23 protein-coding genes are annotated in these 17,897 nt (G+C 65.6%); all 23 read left to right on the top strand.

From position 1 onward, the window contains the following. The first annotated feature begins 62 nt into the window (after window positions 1–62). Window positions 63–416, top strand: a complete 354-nt coding sequence (locus CS006_RS10425; protein ID WP_100511779.1) for an HNH endonuclease — start codon at window positions 63–65, stop codon at window positions 414–416. A gap of 129 nt (window positions 417–545) precedes the next feature. After that, window positions 546–989 (top strand): hypothetical protein, encoded by a 444-nt coding sequence (locus tag CS006_RS10420; protein ID WP_100511778.1) that lies wholly within the window; start codon window positions 546–548, stop codon window positions 987–989. Beyond that, window positions 982–2,400, top strand: coding sequence for a terminase (locus CS006_RS10415; RefSeq protein ID WP_341476075.1), 1,419 nt, complete (start codon window positions 982–984; stop codon window positions 2,398–2,400). Before CS006_RS10420 ends, CS006_RS10415 begins: the two co-directional genes overlap by 8 nt. Before the next feature lies 1 nt (window position 2,401). Then, a complete protein-coding gene (locus CS006_RS10410; RefSeq protein ID WP_100511776.1) occupies window positions 2,402–3,916 on the top strand; it encodes a phage portal protein in 1,515 nt (504 codons plus the stop codon). Further along, the gene (locus CS006_RS10405; RefSeq protein WP_100511775.1) at window positions 3,828–5,528 is read left to right on the top strand and encodes a VG15 protein; all 1,701 of its coding nucleotides are present in this window, start codon (window positions 3,828–3,830) and stop codon (window positions 5,526–5,528) included. Before CS006_RS10410 ends, CS006_RS10405 begins: the two co-directional genes overlap by 89 nt. After that, the gene (locus tag CS006_RS10400; RefSeq protein WP_133119567.1) at window positions 5,525–5,791 is read left to right on the top strand and encodes a hypothetical protein; all 267 of its coding nucleotides are present in this window, start codon (window positions 5,525–5,527) and stop codon (window positions 5,789–5,791) included. Before CS006_RS10405 ends, CS006_RS10400 begins: the two co-directional genes overlap by 4 nt. A gap of 104 nt (window positions 5,792–5,895) precedes the next feature. After that, window positions 5,896–6,375: a capsid assembly scaffolding protein Gp46 family protein gene (locus CS006_RS10395; RefSeq protein ID WP_100511773.1), complete on the top strand. Its 480-nt coding sequence runs from the start codon at window positions 5,896–5,898 to the stop codon at window positions 6,373–6,375. A gap of 39 nt (window positions 6,376–6,414) precedes the next feature. Continuing rightward, window positions 6,415–7,356 carry a phage major capsid protein gene (locus CS006_RS10390; protein WP_100511772.1) on the top strand — a complete coding sequence of 314 codons (942 nt, stop codon included), beginning with the start codon at window positions 6,415–6,417 and terminating at the stop codon, window positions 7,354–7,356. After that, entirely contained in the window at window positions 7,356–7,871 is a 516-nt protein-coding gene (locus CS006_RS10385; protein ID WP_100511771.1) for a head fiber protein, read from the top strand. Before CS006_RS10390 ends, CS006_RS10385 begins: the two co-directional genes overlap by 1 nt. Before the next feature lie 125 nt (window positions 7,872–7,996). Beyond that, a complete protein-coding gene (locus CS006_RS10380) occupies window positions 7,997–8,236 on the top strand; it encodes a hypothetical protein (RefSeq protein ID WP_100511770.1) in 240 nt (79 codons plus the stop codon). Between the two features lie 4 nt (window positions 8,237–8,240). Next, window positions 8,241–8,645, top strand: a complete 405-nt coding sequence (locus CS006_RS10375) for a hypothetical protein (protein ID WP_100511769.1) — start codon at window positions 8,241–8,243, stop codon at window positions 8,643–8,645. Window positions 8,646–8,656: 11 nt separating this feature from the next. Next, entirely contained in the window at window positions 8,657–9,085 is a 429-nt protein-coding gene (locus CS006_RS10370; protein ID WP_100511768.1) for a Gp19/Gp15/Gp42 family protein, read from the top strand. After that, entirely contained in the window at window positions 9,085–9,408 is a 324-nt protein-coding gene (locus CS006_RS10365; RefSeq protein ID WP_100511767.1) for a hypothetical protein, read from the top strand. Before CS006_RS10370 ends, CS006_RS10365 begins: the two co-directional genes overlap by 1 nt. A 2-nt stretch (window positions 9,409–9,410) precedes the next feature. Then, window positions 9,411–9,656: a hypothetical protein gene (locus CS006_RS10360; protein WP_100511766.1), complete on the top strand. Its 246-nt coding sequence runs from the start codon at window positions 9,411–9,413 to the stop codon at window positions 9,654–9,656. Next, window positions 9,653–10,051 (top strand): hypothetical protein, encoded by a 399-nt coding sequence (locus CS006_RS10355; protein WP_100511765.1) that lies wholly within the window; start codon window positions 9,653–9,655, stop codon window positions 10,049–10,051. Before CS006_RS10360 ends, CS006_RS10355 begins: the two co-directional genes overlap by 4 nt. A gap of 31 nt (window positions 10,052–10,082) precedes the next feature. Further along, entirely contained in the window at window positions 10,083–10,949 is an 867-nt protein-coding gene (locus CS006_RS10350) for a phage tail tube protein (RefSeq protein WP_207760051.1), read from the top strand. Between the two features lie 102 nt (window positions 10,950–11,051). After that, on the top strand, window positions 11,052–11,435 hold the full coding sequence (locus CS006_RS10345; RefSeq protein WP_100511764.1) for a hypothetical protein: 384 nt from the start codon (window positions 11,052–11,054) through the stop codon (window positions 11,433–11,435). A gap of 95 nt (window positions 11,436–11,530) precedes the next feature. Next, window positions 11,531–11,815 carry a hypothetical protein gene (locus tag CS006_RS10340; RefSeq protein ID WP_100511763.1) on the top strand — a complete coding sequence of 95 codons (285 nt, stop codon included), beginning with the start codon at window positions 11,531–11,533 and terminating at the stop codon, window positions 11,813–11,815. A gap of 54 nt (window positions 11,816–11,869) precedes the next feature. Then, on the top strand, window positions 11,870–15,370 hold the full coding sequence (locus tag CS006_RS10335; protein WP_100511762.1) for a tape measure protein: 3,501 nt from the start codon (window positions 11,870–11,872) through the stop codon (window positions 15,368–15,370). Then, a complete protein-coding gene (locus tag CS006_RS10330; protein WP_100511761.1) occupies window positions 15,357–16,184 on the top strand; it encodes a hypothetical protein in 828 nt (275 codons plus the stop codon). The genes CS006_RS10335 and CS006_RS10330 overlap by 14 nt, the downstream gene beginning before the upstream one ends. Beyond that, entirely contained in the window at window positions 16,175–17,140 is a 966-nt protein-coding gene (locus CS006_RS10325; protein ID WP_100511760.1) for a hypothetical protein, read from the top strand. Before CS006_RS10330 ends, CS006_RS10325 begins: the two co-directional genes overlap by 10 nt. Window positions 17,141–17,158: 18 nt before the next feature. After that, the gene (locus CS006_RS10320) at window positions 17,159–17,395 is read left to right on the top strand and encodes a hypothetical protein (RefSeq protein ID WP_100511759.1); all 237 of its coding nucleotides are present in this window, start codon (window positions 17,159–17,161) and stop codon (window positions 17,393–17,395) included. Continuing rightward, the coding region (locus CS006_RS10315; protein ID WP_207760050.1) for a hypothetical protein at window positions 17,392–17,897 on the top strand (506 nt) is incomplete at its 3' end. The genes CS006_RS10320 and CS006_RS10315, both read left to right, overlap by 4 nt.

Here is a 17,897-nt window from a genome sequence, read left to right as displayed (position 1 = left end):
TCGAATACCGTCCAGGCCACCACATCACCCACCCACCTGGCACCCACATGGGAGGCCATGTCATGAGCCGGAACAACCCGAGACGAGGCAAGGGCCGCGCATACCGGCGCGACCAGCTATGCCAGCGAGTCTACCAACACTACGACCACTGCTACATCTGCGGCCGCCCCGTCGACAAAACCCGCAAATACCCGGACCCATGGAGCAAGACCGTCGACGAGACCATACCCGTATGCCGAGGCGGCGACCCACTCGACTGGAACAACGTCAACCTCGCACACAACTGGTGCAACCGACTCAAAGGCACCAAGAGCCTCGCATGGGCAAGACGCGAAGCGCAACGACTGCTCGACGGCCACACCCCGCACGACTCGAGACCGACCTCGATGCCACTCGACACCAGCGGCGACTGGTAGCCGCCACCGACCCACGGGGAGGCACCCCACCCCGGCCGCCGCCCGAACCTCGGGTGCAGTCGGAATCTCTCCCCACGGTTGCGTTGCGTCACCGTGGGCGACGCAAAAGACCTTTTGGAGGTGACGAAAATGGCGCGACGAAGCTGCAAGTATTGCGGCAAGCCGCTGCCCGCGAACGTCACCGCACGCTGCGAGTACTGTCCGGGCGGCACATGCCGCAAGCTCGCCTACAAGAAGCGAAAGGCCAAGGGCGAATCGGCGGGACGGCCGAAACCGGCCAAGCCGAGGAGAAAACGGCCGGAGCCGGAGCCATCGGCGACACTGACGGGCCGTGAGTTCGACCGGATGATGGACGGGAGCATGGAGGACGAGCTGCGTCACGTGCGCGACCGGCTCCGCGCCTACGTGGACGACCCGGACACGCCGGCCAGCGCCATGCCGAACATCGTGGCCAAGTACCTTACGGTGTGCGAGCGGCTGCACGACATGGCCGGCGGCGACCCCCTGCTCGACGCGTTGAACGAATCCGAGGACGTAAGCGAGGTGGAGGATGCCGGAGCGTCGATTGTCTGAGATCGCGCAGACCCTCAAGCAGCCGACCGGCATCGTCGGCTCGGAGTTCGTCAAGGTCCGTAAGGCCGCGGGGGCGGCCGGCATCCACTACGACCTGTGGCAGCAGGGGCTGCTCTACCTGCTGCTCGCCAGACGCGCGGACGGCAAATACGCGTGCGGCGAGGGCGGCACCGTCGTCTCCAGCTGCCGGCAGATCGGCAAGACGTTCACCGTGGGCACGGCCATGTTCATGCTCGCGATCCTGCATCCCGGCCTCAAGGTCATCTGGACCGCCCACCACACGCGCACATCCGACGAGACGTTCGCGGACATGTGCGACCTCGCGCGCAACAAGCTGCTGTCCCGCTACGTGGAGCGCATCCGCCGCGCCAACGGCCAGCAGGAGATCACGTTCCGCGGCGGCGGACGCATCATGTTCGGCGCCCGAGAGAACGGGTTCGGCCGAGGCCTGCATTCCGTGGACGTGGAGATATTCGACGAGGCGCAGATCCTCACCGTGCGCGCCCTGGACAACATGCTGCCCGTCGTCAACACGTCGCCCGACCCGCTCGTCGTGTTCCTGGGCAACCCGCCCAAGCCCGGCGACCCGTCCGAGGTGTTCGAGGGCAAGCGCGCCGCCGCACTGGCCGGCACCGACGGCATGGTGTACGTCGAGCTCGCCGCCGACCGGGACGCCGACATCGACGACCGCGAACAGTGGGCGAAGGCCAACCCCAGCTATCCGAAACGCACGTCCGAGACCGCGATCCTGCGCATGAGGAACCTCATGACCGACGACAGCTTCCGCCGCGAGGCGTTGGGCGTATGGGACGCCGTGAGCTCCCACGCGGCCATCGACCCCAAGCGGTGGGCAGACACGGCCGTGGACGAGCCCGACCGCGACGGACTCGTCGGCTACGCATTGGACATGCCGCCGGACCGCTCCTCGCTCGCCATCGGCGGCGCCATCAGACACGGGGACGGCACCATGCACGTCGAACTCAGGGAGTTCAGGGCAACCCAGTCGGCCGGCACCATGTGGGCCGTCGACTACATCACGGAGCACTGGCCACGCACCGCGTCGGTCGCCATCGACGCCCAGTCACCAGCCGCCGCCCTCCTGCCCGACCTCAGATCACGGGGCGTGCGCGTCACCGTCACGAACGCGCAGGACATGGGCCGCGCCTGCGGCATGTTCCAGGACATGCTGCGCGACCGCAAGCTCACCCACCTGCCCGACAGCCGCCAGCCCGCACTCGCCATGGCCGTCGCCAACGCCACCACACGCAACATCGGCACCGGCGGCGCCATCGGATGGAACCGCACCGGCGGCGACATCGACATCAGCCCGCTGGTCGCCATAACCCTCGCCATGTTCGGCGTGCGCGTGACCAAAAGAGACCCCAACCGCAGACAGGAGGTGATGATCTGACATGGCCAGCAACGAACTCGTCACCGCATCCGGCGGCAAACCATACCTCTACGGCAGCGAACTGCCCACTGCGCGCGGCATCCAAGGCATCGACCAATCCGACTGGGACGCGGTCGAACGCCTCCTGCGCGTATGGCACGACAAGCAGCCAGGCAACATCCTGCGCACCCTCTACTACAACGCGCACGAACGCCTCAAGGACTTCGGCATCAGCATGCCCGACAAAATCAAATCCAAAATGGTCTGCCCGCCGGTCGGATGGCCCGCGAAGGCCGTGCGCACACTCGCCGACCTCAGCGCCTTCGAGGGCTTCCGCACCGACACCGCCGAGGACGGCGCGCTCGCATCCGACGTGGACGGGCTCTTCGAGACCAACGCCCTGGACACGGTCGTGTCGCAGACCATCGTGAGCGCGTACAAGCATTCGTGCGCGTTCCTGACCGTCAGCACGGGCGAGGACGGCACCCCACGGATAACGCCGCGCTCCGCCGAATGGTCCTCCGCCGTGTGGGACACGCTGCACAACCGCATCGGCTCCGCCCTGACCATCACCGACGCGGACGAGGACGGCGACATCACCGGCTTCGACGTGTGGATGCCCGACAGACTGTATGTGTGCTCGAAGCAGGCCGGACGGTGGACGGCCGAGGCCCGTGTCACGAACTACGGGCGTCCGACCGTGGCCGCATTGTGCTACGACCCGCAGCTGGACCGGCCGTTCGGCCGAAGCCGCATCACGCGTCCTCTGATGAGCCTGACCGACATCGCGTTCCGCACGCTCGTGCGCATGGAAGGCAACGCGGAGTTCTACTCAAGCCCCAAGGTATGGTTCCTCGGCATGGGCCCCTCCGCCCTGAAATCGGACACGTGGAGCAGCCTCATCAGCGCCATCAACGCGGTCAGCCGCGACGAGAACGACGAGATACCCACGATGCAGCAGATCCAGCAGGCGTCGATGCAGCCGCACTCCGACATGCTGCGCACCATCGCCATGCTCGTCGCATCTGAAACGTCGCTGCCGGTCAACGATCTGGGCATCACCATGGACAACCCCGCAAGCGCGGAGGCCATGGCCGCCGCCGAACGCAAACTCAGCCGCGAGGCCGACCGGCAGAACCGCCTGTTCTCCCGCGCGTTGAAGGACGCCGTCGCCATGGCGTTGAACCTGCCAGCCGGGGAGACGGCGCGCATCACGCCGGTATGGGCGCCGACCCGCGAGATCAGTGACGCGGCCCGCGCCGACTACTACGCGAAGATAGCCGGCGTCAACGCCGACTTCGCCGACTCCGACATCGGCCTGACGAAGGCCGGCCTCACGTTCGACGAGATCCAGTCGTTCCGCGCCTACCAGCAGCGGGTGAAGGCGCAGAAAAGCATCGAACAGCTCAAACAGCGTGTCCTACCACAGCAGCAGGAGGTGACCGGCGATGGCGGACCTGAACAACCTGCCGGACAGCCGGGACCTGCGGAAGCTGCTGGAACAGGCGCAGAAGGACTACCAGGCCAACCTCGATAACCTCACCGACGCGGCCACCGACGACATCGAGACCGCGATCCAACGCGGCGACCTCGACATCCACGAGCTCGTCGACGAGTACGCTCGCGACGCCAGCCAAATGGCGAACGAATACTACGATCAGCTGCGCGGTCTGTGGGCCGAACAGTCGTCGGAGCCGATGCCCGACTTCACGCACGACAAACTGGTCGACCCCTCGCGCACGCTCTGGCAGGTCCAGCACGGCTTCTCGAACACGGACTTCAACGGCCTGACCTACAAGCAGGTCATGGAAGGCCGCTCGCGCGCCGGCATGACCATAGACGATCTGTGGCCGGATCTGTCGGACGTGGACGACGCGCAGCAGTTCATCGCCGACATGATCGCCGCGTCCGGCCGCCTGACCATGCAACGCAACATCAGGCTCGACCCCACGAAGCCACGGTGGGCGCGCGTGTGCGGCTCGGCCACCCCGTGCGCGTTCTGCGTCATGCTCGCAAGCCGAGGATTCGAATACAGCAGTCAGGAGACCGCGGACTTCGGGCCCGGCTTCCACGACGGCCACTGCCACTGCTCGGTCGTACCCAGCTGGGGCAAGAACAGCATCCTGCTCGACAGGCAAGCCGAGTGGAAGAACATGTATCAGACGGCCCAGGGCATCAGCTCCGCCGACGCCTACGACGGGGACGCCTTGTCCGCCATGCGCCGCATCTTCGCCGGCACGCTCAAGGACGGCACCCCGCTCGGCCTCAGCGTCGACAGCGACCTATACAAAAGCCTCAAACCCGAGGACGTGGCAGGCATCCTCCAGCTGCTCGCGGACACCAAACACGTCAAAACCGCCAGACTATGGGCCGACCATGCCAACAGATACCGCATCGTCGACGAACACAACGGCGGCACCCCGAACTTCAATCACGCGAAAGGCGGCATCAGCCTCGATATCGACCACCTGACCGACGCGCCGGACGGTCACGCCCCATACCAGACGTTCTTCCATGAGACCGGCCACATGCTCGACTGGATCAAAGGCAACGGCCGTCTCTACTATTCGCAGACCTACCGCGACAAGAACGGCAACGGCTTCAAAGCTCTCCTCCAGCAAGACGGGGACAACGCGCTTGAATCCGCAAGGAAGAAGGCATGGCCGGATATCCAACGCCAGCTCGAAAGCATCCGCAACGAAGTAGATAAACGCGGATACGCGGAAGGTCGTTACCTGCATCGACTCGCCGACCTCGGACTCATCAAACACAGTGAAATCGTCAAATACATGGGTATGAAAGAATACCGAGATACGGTTCTTCATGCTATTGATGACGCATTATTCGAGGAACACGTCGACGACAAAATCGCCATGAAGGCGCTCGCCGACGAGATCCATGCGCAAGGCAAGGGCACGGATTTCGATGTGGACGACATCCTCGAGTTCGCGTTGAAGGATAGGTGGCATCCGTACTCCTTGATGAAACATGAGGTCGGGTACTTCAGGAATCATTCCGTGGAGACGGAGGCGTTCGCAGAAATGCTCTCCGGTCATCTCGCCAACGAGAACACCTGGAGACTGTTCGTGAGTTACTTCCCGAAAAGCTATAGAATGTTCCAAGATATGATAAGGAGTATGGCATCATGAAACCAGGAGACCCCGGATACTATCCCTGCCTGTCTGATTACCCCTCAAAGCAGGCAATGTTCGCGTCCCCGGAATTCGCCGTATTGCCTCTGGAGGATATTCTGGCCTGCTATGCAGGCGAATTCAATGGTGATTCCATCTATCATTTCAACGATCCGAAGAACCCCCGGAACGACGAAGAGGCCAAGAAGATGGCCATCGAATGCCTTGTCGATGGCAAGCCCCGCCCATGGGACAAGATTCCCGAAGGTGCCGTCGTCTGATTTCCGAAGCCACCTTATGGTGGCTTTTCTATTACCCCAACCACCCGCACGGGTGGTTTTTTTATGCCCGGAACGGGCCCCATCAACATCCATAGGAGGAACACATGGCCGACGAAGCCGACAACACCGACCAGTCGCAGGGCGCGGGCGAGCCGCACGGCGAGCAGCCCATGGACTGGGAAGCGAAGTACCGCGAGGCCGTATCCCATTCCCGCGAGTGGGAGAAGCGCGCCAAGGACAACAAGGCCGCCGCCGACGAGCTGCAACAGCTCAAGGAGGCGCAGATGACCGAACAGCAGAAGGCCGAGGCGCGCACCGCGAAACTCCAGAAGGAGCTCGACGCCCTGAAGGCCGAGAAACAGGCCGCGGCATGGCGCTCGCAGGTGGCGGAGGAAACCGGGCTGCCCGCGAACCTCATCGTCGGCGACTCGCTCGAAGCCATGAAGGAGCACGCGAAGGCCATCGGCGACTACGTGGAGGCCAGGACCGGCAGGCAGCTGCCGAAGGTCACGGATCCCGGGCGGCATCCGCAGTCCGCCCCCAACGACCTGCTGCAGTATGCGGCGGGAGTGTTCTCCAACTAACCCGCAAACACCAGACAACCCATCAAGGAGGCCATCATCATGGCTGTATTCGGAACCGGCGGCATCAAGTCGATGCCCACCCAGATCGCGGACGGCATCGTCGACCAGGTGCAGTCCGGCAGCGCCATCGGCGTGCTGAGCCAGCAGAAGGCGATGCGGTTCGGCGACGTGAGCATCGTCACGTTCGAGAACCGTCCCCGCGCCGAGTTCATCGACGAGGGCGCGCAGAAGTCCGCGACGACCGGCTCGTTCGGAGTGGTCCACGCCACCCCGCACAAGGTGCAGGTCACCATGCGCTTCAACCAGGAGGTGCAGTGGGCGGACGCCGACTACCAGCTCGGCGTCATCAACAAGCTCGCCGACGAGGGTGCGAAGGCCCTCTCCCGTGCTCTCGACCTCGGCGCGTTCTATACGCTCAACCCGCTGACCGGCAAGCCCATCACCGCGTGGACGAACTATCTGAACAAGACCACCAAGCGCGTGGCCCGCACCGCGCAGCCCGACGTGGACGTCGAACAGGCCATCGGCCTGATCCTCGACGACAAGGAGGGGTACGACGTCAACGGCATCGCCATGAGCCGCGGCTTCGCGTTCGACCTCGCCACGCTGAAGGACACGCAGAAGCGCCCCCTCTACCCGGAGCTGGGATACGGCGTGACCATGAGCAGCTTCAAGGGCATCCCCGCGTCCGTGACCACCACGGTGAACGCTCCCGAGTTCACCGCGCCCGCCGAGGGCGAGAACTACACGGTGCCGAAGGTCGGCGCCATCGTCGGCGACTGGAAGAACGGCATCTACTGGGGCGTCCAGCGCAACCTGCCGCTGGAGACCATCACCTACGGCGACCCGGACGGCCAGGGCGACCTGCGCCGCAACAACCAGATCGCGCTCCGCCTGGAGATCCTGTACGCGTGGTACATCTTCGAGGACCGCTTCGCCGTGGTCGAGGGTGACGCGCCCACCACGAAGGCGGGCAAGTGATGAGCCAGGCCGTCGAATTCCACCATCTGGCCAGCGGCGTCACGAATGACGCCCATCAGGCCGTCATCGAAACCCAGTTCCTCGACGACGACGGCAACCCCGTCGACATCACCGGCGGCTCGTCCACGCCGTCCACGCCTGCGGACGGCAGCATCACGAGCGCGATGCTCGCCGCGGGAGCGGTGAACACGGCCGCCATCGGCGACGGACAGGTCACCGCCGCGAAGCTCGCCAAGGGAGTCATCCCCACCGTGCCGGCCGCTCCGACCGCGGACACGCTCTCGGGAGCGACCGCCACCGGCCGTGCCGTGCTCAAGGCCACGGATGCGGCGGCGGCGCGCACGGCCATCGGCGCGGGCACGCCGTACACGCTGCCCGCCGCCGGCACCGCGTTGGGCGGTGTCAAGCGCGCCGCCTACGTGGCGGACCCCGCGGGGGACGCGCCCACCAAGGCCGAGTTCATCGCGTTGCGTGACGCGCTGGTGGCGGCCGGAATCATGGCCCCAAAATCCTGACGAACCTGTGGTGGACGCGCCCCAATCAGACGAGCGGCAACGGGCTGGCTCTCACGTCTCTCGGCGACGGCACATGGCGCATACAGGGCACGGCCACGGCCGAGAGCACACGGTTCGGCGCGTGGTTGACGCTGGAGGTCGGCACCTACCGGCTCGACGCCGAAACCTCGGACGCTCGCCTGCACGCGGTCGTCTACGAGCTGGGAGGCGGCTCGACGCCGAAAATCGACAGCGCCACCACACCGGAGGCAACGCTCGTCAAGGGCAGTCACCTCGCCTATCTGCGGGTGGACATGGCGGTCGGCGACAGTATCGACGCGACCATCACGCCCATGCTCACCTCCCGCGATGGGGGGGGGGTATGAGCCGGTGAGCCTGCTCGTCAACGGCGGGTTCGAATCCGGCTCCCCGTCCCCGTGGACAGGCGGCAGCGTGGTCGGCGCGTCCGACGCCTCATGGATCAGCCCGTATGAGGGCGAGTGGATGCTCCGCTCCGGCCAGCCCTTCTCCCAGCAGGTGACGCTGCCGGCCGGAACGAAAATGGGGCTCTCCTATGCGGCGAACTCGTATGACAAGCACCGTGTCACCCGACTGCGCGTCGACTTCGACACGGGCGACCCATGGATCGTGGACGTGGCCGGCATCGACGACCAATGGCACGTGTTCCAGCACGAGATACCCGTACCGTCCGGCGCAACGACCGCGACCCTGACCGTCTCTCCATCCAACGGCTACGTCCGCTACGACGCGTTCACACTCACACCACTCAGCTAAGGAGGAGCATCATGGCCGACGACACCGGTAGCGGCTCGTCGCCGCCGTTCGCGACGGTCGACGACCTCGAGAAACGCTGGCACACGCTCACCGAATCCGAACGGACGCAGGCCGGCGAGCTGCTGGAGGATGCGTCGGAGATCATCCGCAACCGCATCGCCCCGTACCCCGAGACCCGCGAAAGCGGGTGGGAGACGGCCCATGCGCGCGGGCTGGCAATCATCTGCTGCCAGATGGTGCGCACGGCCATGGAGCAGCAGGTCGCCGGCATGCAGACCGGCGTGACCCAGTCCACCGAGACAACCGGCCCGTTCAGCAACTCCTACAGCTGGCTGAGCCCGGACGGATACCTGCGATGGAACACCGACTATCTGGACGTGCTCGGCCTCGGCGGACAGCAGGCGTACAGCATCGACATGACGACGGGCACGGTGACGTGATGGAACGCATCGACGTGTACCGAGGCCGGCCGGTCGAGGACGAGGACGGGAACACCGTGCAGGGGCCGTTGGAGCTCTGGCGCAGCTTCACCGGCCTCGCCGCACCGGTCACCGTATCGGAGAGCCCGACGGAAAGCTCTCATGGCGTGCCCGTCGGATACACCGTCTACATCCGTTCCGAGGAGCCGACCGGCGTCCTCGACACGGACGTCATCGGACTGCGTGGCCTGATGCTGCCCGTCGACGGGCTCCCAGCCGTCTGGGAGAACCCGAGGGGCAAGCACATCGGCGACGTCATAACCGTCAGAATCAGGGAGGGATGACCATGGCCAAACCCGTCAAAGTGGTGCTGAAGCGGCGCGCGTTCAACCAGCAGGTGCTCCACAAGGCCGTCGAACCGGTCATCGACGACGTCGAGGCTCACATGAGGTCGGAGGCGGCCGGCGACGACCGCATCAAGGTGTACCGCAACGAGGACACCGACCGAGCGAACGTGGTCGCCACATGCCCCGCGCCCGTGGAACGCGAGCACGGCACCCTCACCCGGATGCTCGGGGGAGTGCGCGTATGAGCGTCTTCCATCCTCCCGTCCGGACTCCGCGTGTGGAGCCGGTGCTGCTGCCCCTGCTGCGCGGACGATTCCCCGACGTGCGTTTCGGCGGCGTGCGCGCGCGTGACAACCCGGAGCATGAGTGCGTGATCGTGGGCGAGCCGCAGCAGCCGGCCACGCCGGTCAGCCAGTACGTGCGCCTGCGCATGAGCGTATGGGAGCGGCGCGGCGACGGCACCGGCGACTACGCGGCCGCGCAGCGACGGGCCGCCGACATCTGCGCCTATCTCACCTCCCTGAGCCCGCCGTACCCCATATGCTCCATGGGGCTCGACAGCGGGCCCATACGCCTCGCGGACGAGGGCGGCACCGTGTGCGCCTACCTCATCCTCCTGCTGACCGTGTCCACCGTCTGACAACCATCATCCAACCGAAAGGACGAACATCATGGCCGATACCGGCTACATCACCAGCGGCAACAACGCCGACCTGGTCAAACTCGTCAAGGACTACGCCCTGTTCCTCTTCCCGCTCGACGACGGCGGATTCACGCCGCCCACGGACGAGAACTGGCAGCCGCCCGAGACCGCACGCCCCGTGGGCTACAACAGCGAGGACGGCGCCGTGCTGCATCCCGAGCCCGGCGACGACACCGAGATCAAGGCCCACAACGGCGACATCGTCATCAGCGAGCAGGAGCCCGGCTACTGGACTTTGCAGATTCCCGGCATCGAATGCCGCCGGAGCATCGCCGAGGCGTACTTCGGCGTCAAGGCCGACGACGATGGCGCGTTTCATATCAAGGACGCGACCGCGAACCGCCAGTACGGGCTCGTGCTCGCCTGCCTCGACCAGTACGGCAACCCCATCGTCCTGACCGCGGGCAAGGCGCAGGTCTCGGACCGCGACGACATGACGATGGTGAGCACCGAGGTCCTCACCTTCAACGTCACGTTCAAGTTCTTCAAGAGCTCCGACGGCTTCCAGTTCCACGTGTACGGCCTGCTCGCCGCCGAAATGGCCGGCCTCGCCACCGCCGTCACCGCACTGTCCGCCGACCCCGACACGCTCAGCGTCGAAGCCGGCAAATCCGGCACGTTCGCCGTGACCGTCAGCCCCTCCAACGCGAGCGGCTGGACCCTCGCCGCCGTCAGCGGCGACGAGACGAAGGCCACCGCCACCGTCAACGGCTCCACCGTCACCGTGACCGGCAAGACGGCCACCGCCACCGGCAAGCCGGTGAACATCACCGTCACGGCCGGAGGCAAGTCCGTGACCGTGCCCGTCACCGTCACCGCCCCCGCAGGCGCCTGACCGATTCTTCCCCTCCCGCGCGTGGATGGCGGTCTCCGCGCGGAAGGGGAACCCCACGCACAACCAAAGACCGCCGCAAAAACCAACCGTTAGGAGACCGCCATGAGCGACAAGCCCATCATCATCGAACCCGACATCGACGAATCCCGCGAGAACCTGCCCGACGTGACATTGAGCCTCAAGGGCCTCGACACGACCGTGCGCCTGCCCAACCTCAACAGCGCCGACCTGCCCATCGAACTCGTCAACGTGGTCCTCATCATCAAAAGCAAGGTCGCGCTGAGCGAGGAGGACACCTTCCACGCCACCGCCGTCTTCCTGGCCTATTTGGAGCAGATGCAGCCCGACCTGTGGAACAAACTCCGCCGCGCCGGCAACCCGCTCGGCTGGATCAGCGCCATCATGCGCGGCTGGGCCGAAGGGTCGGGCCTCGACCCAAAACAGCTGTCCTCCTCGTCCTCCACCAGAACCACCACGGCGCATTAGCCGCCGACTGGCTCAGCCGCTACGGCCTCCTCTGGCACCCCGTCCGCCTCATCCCATGGCTCGACGCGCCCAAAGACCGCAAACCCCGCGGCAACATGGGCTACCAGCTCGCATGGGAGCTCACCCGCGAACTCCTGCGCGACCACACCAGCGCATCCTACGCCGCACTGGCCGGCTGGGCGTACACACCCACGGGAGCCGAGACCGCCATGTGGGACCGGCTCGAACTCGAGGGCCTGCTCAAAAAACGCGGATACCGGCCATGGAAGGACCGGCGCAACGACACGCTGCGCGCCCACCGCCTCGAGGACCCGCGCAAACGCAGGGAACGACTGGCACGCCGCCAACGGCTCAAGGACCGCTACCACATAACCGAATAGCATCCCGACCGCCATCGGGATCCAGCACACGACACAACCGTGGGAGGAACCCCGATGGCACAGGACATCGGCACCGTATACATCGAGGTCGCCCCCTCGGGCAAGGGCTTCGGCCGCAAACTCGAAGGCGACCTCGGCACCAGCATCGGCAACGCCGCCAAGACCGGCGGCACCAGCCTGCTCACCCGGCTCGGCGGCGCGTTCAAGGGCGTCGGCAAACTCGGCCTCGGCGCCATCACCACCGTCACCGGCGGCATCGTCGCGCTCGCCGCCAAGGGCGGCTTCACCCGCGCCCTGAACATCGAGAACGCCCAGGCCAAGCTCAAGGGCCTCGGCCACGACTCCAAGTCCATCAGCGGCATCATGAACAGCGCCCTGCAGTCCGTGAAGGGCACCGCGTTCGGCCTCGGCGACGCCGCGACCGTCGCCGCCTCATTGTCCGCGTCCGGCGTCAAATCCGGCACGCAGATGACCAACGTGCTCAAGACCGTCGCCGACACCGCGCAGATCTCCGGCCGCAGCCTCACCGACGTGGGCCTCATCTTCGGCTCCGTCGCCGCACGAGGCAAGCTCCAGGGCGACGACATGCTCCAGCTCATGGCGTCCGGCGTGCCCGTCCTCCAGCTGCTCGCCAAACACCTCGGCAAGACCAGCGCCGAGGTCAGCAGCATGGTCTCCGAAGGCGAGATAGACTTCCAGACCTTCGCCGACGCCATGCAGAAGGGCTTGGGCGGCGCCGCACAGGCGGCCGGCACGACCTTCACCGGCGCGTTGGCGAACGTCAAGGCCGCGCTCTCGCGAACCGGCGAGGTCATCGCCTCGCCCGTGCTCAACGGCCTGCGCGAACTGTTCAACCAGGCCATCCCCATCATCGACGGGTTCACCGCCGCCGCCAAGCCCGCCATGCAGAAGGTCGGCGCCGCCTTGGAGGCCGGCCTGTCCAACGCCATCCCCACGGCCGCGAGCCTGTTCGACCGGCTGAGGACGGCCGCCATGGACATGTACGCCAGGCTCGAGGACAACGGCGCCATCGCCTCGTTCCAAAGCGCATGGGACGCGGCCGTGGACACCGTGAAAAGCCTCGTCTCCACCGTCCAGGGCATCATCATCGACTGGTCGGGCATGATCCCTCCCGACACCGCCGCCACGGCCATCAAGCTCATCGCCGACGCGCTGAACCTCATCGCCCAGAACGCCGGCACCCTCCTGCCCAAGCTCACGCCCATCGTCGCCGGATTCATCGCGTTCAAAACCGCGAACGCCGGCGTCAAGGCGCTGGGCAGCGGGCTCGAATCCGTCGCCACGAACGCGAACAAGGTAAGGGACGGCGCACAGGCCGTCACCGACTTCCTCAACGGGCTGGGCGGACCATCCGCCAAGCTCAGGCAGCTCGCCGCGAACATGACCCTCGTGAAGAACGCGCAGACGGCGCTGACGGCGGCCACGACCGCGTGCAACGCCGTGCAACGCGCCTTCGGCGCGACCACGCTGTTCGCGTCCGGACGCCTCAAGGCCCTGTTCACGGCCATGAAGGCCAACCCCCTGATCCTCGTGGCCACGGCCATCGCGGCCATCGTGGCGGCGCTCGCCGTGTTCTTCACCAAGACCGAGACCGGCCGCAAGGCATGGCAGTCGCTCATGCAGTACCTGCAGCCCCTGTGGCAGAAGGTGCAGGCGGCATGGCAGGCCGCCATGCCCGCGCTCCAGTCGCTCGTGCAGGGGCTCGTCGACACGTTCACCGGCATCGTGAAGGCCATCGGCCCCGTGCTCGCCACGCTCGGCACCGCCATCGCCGGACGGTTCAAGGCCATCGCCGGGACGGTCGGCCCCATCCTCCAGCAGGTCGGGCCGAAACTGGCCGAGACGTTCGGCGCGCTCGCCTCGGCGGCCGCGCCCGTCCTCGCCCAATTGGGCGGGCTGTTCACCACGATGATGCAGCCCATCCTCGCGCAGCTGCCCGCACTCATGGACGCGTTCGGCCAATTGGGCGACGCGCTCTCGCAGGCGTTCGCCGACACCGCTCCCATGGTCGCCGACATGGTCGCGCAGATATCCGACGCGTTCGCCCAGCTCGCCCCGGTCCTAGGCCAGCTCGTCTCCGCGTTCGCCCAGCTCGGCGCCGCGCTCATCGGCCCTCTCGTCCAGGCGGCGACCGCGATCATCGGCGCGCTCATCCCGGCGTTCACGGCCATCATCCAGGTCGCCGCCCAGATACTGCCCGCCCTCGCGCAATTGGCGACCATGCTGGTCAGCGCCATCATCCCGGTCATCACGACGATAGCCCAGGCCATCGCGCAGATCGCCCCGGTCATCGCCCAACTGGTCGCCACCCTCGTGACTGCCCTCGTGCCCGTCATCCAGGCGATCATCGGCGCGGTCATGCAGGTCATGCCCATCATCATCCAACTGGTGACCACGCTCGTCAGCCTGCTCGTCCCGGTCATCCAGACCATCACCGCTGCTATCGTCGCGTTCCTGCCGGTCATCACGACCATCATCACCACGCTGGTCGGCCTGCTCATCCCCGTGATAACCGCGATAGTCAACGTCATCACCGCGCTCATCCCCGTCATCACCGCCGTCGTGCAGACCATCATCAGCGTGGTCACGCCCGTCATCACCGCCATCATCGGCGCCATCCAAGGCGTCGTGACCATCCTCACCGGCGTCATCACGTTCCTCACCGGCGTGTTCACCGGCAACTGGAGCACGGCATGGCAGGGCATCCAACAGGTGTTCAGCGGCGTATGGCAGGTCATCAAATCAGTGTTCACCGGCATCTGGAACGCCATCAAAGCCGCCATCAGCGGAGGACTCAACGTCATCCGCGCGCTCTGGACCGCCGTATGGAACGCCATCCGCAGCGCATTCATGGCAATCTGGAACGGCATCAGAACCGCCATCACCAGCGGCCTGAACTCCATCCGCAGCATCTGGAGCAGCGCATGGAACGGCGTCAGAAGCGTATTCACCAGCATCTGGAACGGACTCAAGTCCGCAGCCAGCAACGGCATCAACGCCGTCGTGAGCACCATCAGCGGCATCAAAGGCAGGATCACCGGAGCATTCAGCGGCGCCGCAAGTTGGCTCACCTCCGCCGGAGCCAACATCGTCAACGGTCTCGTCAACGGCATCAAAAACGCCGTCGGCAAGGTCGTCGAAGCAGCCAAGAACATCGCCTCCAGCGCCATCAACGCCGCCAAGAACGCACTCGGCATCCACTCGCCATCACGAGTGTTCCGAGACCAGGTCGGCCTCATGATCGGCGCCGGCATCGGCCAAGGCGTCACCCAAAGCACAGGCCTCGTCGACGACGCGCTCACCGACATGACCACACGACTGCAGGCCGGCGTCGGACCCATCGCCATGCCCGTCACGGCGAGCATCGGAGACATGACGGCCACGGGCCAGTCGTCACAGGCACGGACGTTGGAGCAGCTGCTGGCGGAACTGACCGCATTGCACGGCGACCTGCCGGCCATGCTCTCCTCCATGGGCATCGAAATCGACGGCCGTGAATTCGGAAGGATGGTACGCAAGCATGCAGTCGCTTAAGTACGTGTGCGCCACCACCGGCGACGAGATTCCCATGAGCGGCCCCGATATCTTCGCGCAGACCGCCGAAGGCATAAGAGGCCGCGCATGGGGGTACTCGCTCGGCTACCGTGACCTGTCCGGCGTGACACGGGACGCGAGGGAGGCGAGCCTAGAGCTCACCTACCTGCGTTGTCCGGAGAAGCTCGACTGGACGCGACGCCTGTTCGACGCGGACGTCGCCAACCATACGCCCGGCGTCCTGGACGCGGATGGCTGGAGGGCGACGGCCTACGTGGTCAAGGCCGAGGCCTCCGACATCAAGCCGAACGTCATCAGGCAGAAGCTCACCGTCGTGCTGTCCGACGGCATGTGGCGGCGTGCGGGCGATGTCCAGCACTTCTGGTCGGACGCATTGCAGCCGGGCCTCGACCTCGACCACCCCTATGACTATCCGCACGACTATCTGCCGACCACGCGCAACGCCACGGCATCCAATCCCATGCCGACGGCCATGGGATTCACCATGGTCGTGTTCGGCCCCGCCAGCAGCCCCCAGATCGTCATCGGCTCCAACACGTACCGTCTAGACATGGACATCCCCTCCGGAGCATACGTGACCATCACGGCCGTGGGAAGGCAGCGCACCATCGTCATGACCGCCGAGAACGGTGACGTGTCCAACGTGTTCGCCAAGGGATACCGAGGCGGCGGACGGGACGGCGGCTCCTACATCTTCCAGCCCATCCCGCCCGGCGACAACCCAGTCAACTGGAAGGGCTTCGGCTTCGACCTGACCGTATGGGAGGAGGAGAGCGAACCGCCATGGGCATAGACCTCATCATCACCGACGCCGGCCACGTGGACCGCATGGCCGTCGACGACTACACACTCGACTGCGCGTGGGGAGCCGACGAGAACGACTTCGAACTCACCATCGACCGGAACATCCCCTCCGGCGCCTACACGTACCTCGACGGATCCGAATGCGGCGGCGTGGTCGACGCATTACGCGACCGGCTCGACGGCGACGGCAGCACCCTCACCTATTCGGGACGAACATGGCACGGCATGCTCGCGGGAAAGATACTCGCCCCCGACATCGGACAGGACTACCTCACCGTGCAGGGGCCGGCGAGCACGGTCATCGGCCAGCTTCTCAACCGCATCGGACTCGCCGGCACGTTCACAGCATCGCAGCCGCCGAGCGGGCCGGACCCGACTGTCGGAACATACCAGTTCGACCGGTACACGGACGCGTACACGGGCATGAGGAAGATGTGCGCCGCCTCCGGCCTGAAACTCCGCCTCGCCTACCGGTCGGGATCCGTGAACATATGGGCCGAACCCGTGGAACACTATGGCGACACCATCGACAGCGACCTCGTGGACTTCGACGCCACCCGGACATGGCGGCACGTCAACCACCTCATCGGACTAGGCAAGGGCGACCTCAAGGACCGCGTCGTATCCCACTGGTACGCCGACGCCAAAGGCAACGTCAGCCAGCGGCAGACGTTCACCGGCGTCGACGAGATCGCGCAGGTCTACGACTACAACAACGCCGAGGCCGACGAACTCGCCAAAAGCACGCGGGAGAAGCTCGAGGAGATGCAGAGCGAGGGCGACGTGTCCGTCACCATCCGCAACCCCGACAGCATCAGCCTCGACGTCGGCGACACCGTCGCCGCCCGAGACAACATCACCGGCATCACCGTCAACGCCACGATAACCAAGAAAATCGTCAAGATCGCCAAAGGCTCCGTCAGCGTCGACTACGAAGCCGAATAACAGGAAAGGAAGGGCACCATGGCACGCAAGGACAACTGCACCATCATGCAATGCGATCGCTGCCAAACACTCAAATACTTCGAGAAACAGGACGACCCCGGATTCAAGGAATGGTGGAACATCGTCCGCTTCGACTCCGACGGCAGCCAGCACGACTACCTGCTGTGCGACCGCTGCCACGAGCAGTACGTCAACAAGCTCAAGGACGCCGACAACGAATTCGACTCGTGGATGAAGAACGGAGCACAGTCATGACCATCAGCCTCGTCACCGGACACGCGGGCACCCCGCACGTCACCGCCGCCCAGGACGCCGGACTCCACGCCGGCATCATCGGACTGGACGACTACGTGCTCGACATGCAAAACAAGTTCGCAATCACCGTCGTCTCCGCGAACAAAGTCACCATCGGGTCGGGCGAGCTCGTCATGCAGGGCTACCACGTCAGCAACGACGGCGGCGAGGACCTCATCATCAGCAACGGCTCGCAGGGCATGAAACGCAACGACCTCATCGTCTGCCGCTACGAAAAGGGCAGCGAATCCGTGGAATCGGCCAGCCTCGTCGTCGTCAAGGGAGAGGCAACCACCGGCACGGCCAAGGACCCCGCCATCAACACCACCAGCATGTGGAAGGGCGGCACCGTCTATGACATGCCCCTCTACCGCATCCCGCTGAACGGCATCACCCTTGGCACCCCGGTGCCGTTGTTCAACATCATGCAGCCCATGAAAGCCGTGTGGGATTCCCTATCCCA

This window comes from Bifidobacterium primatium (genome assembly GCF_002802875.1).
In the GTDB taxonomy this organism is placed as follows: Bacteria; Actinomycetota; Actinomycetes; order Actinomycetales; family Bifidobacteriaceae; genus Galliscardovia; species Galliscardovia primatium.
Note: the sequence above shows the minus strand (reverse complement) of the source record. Positions and strands in the feature narration are given on the sequence as shown.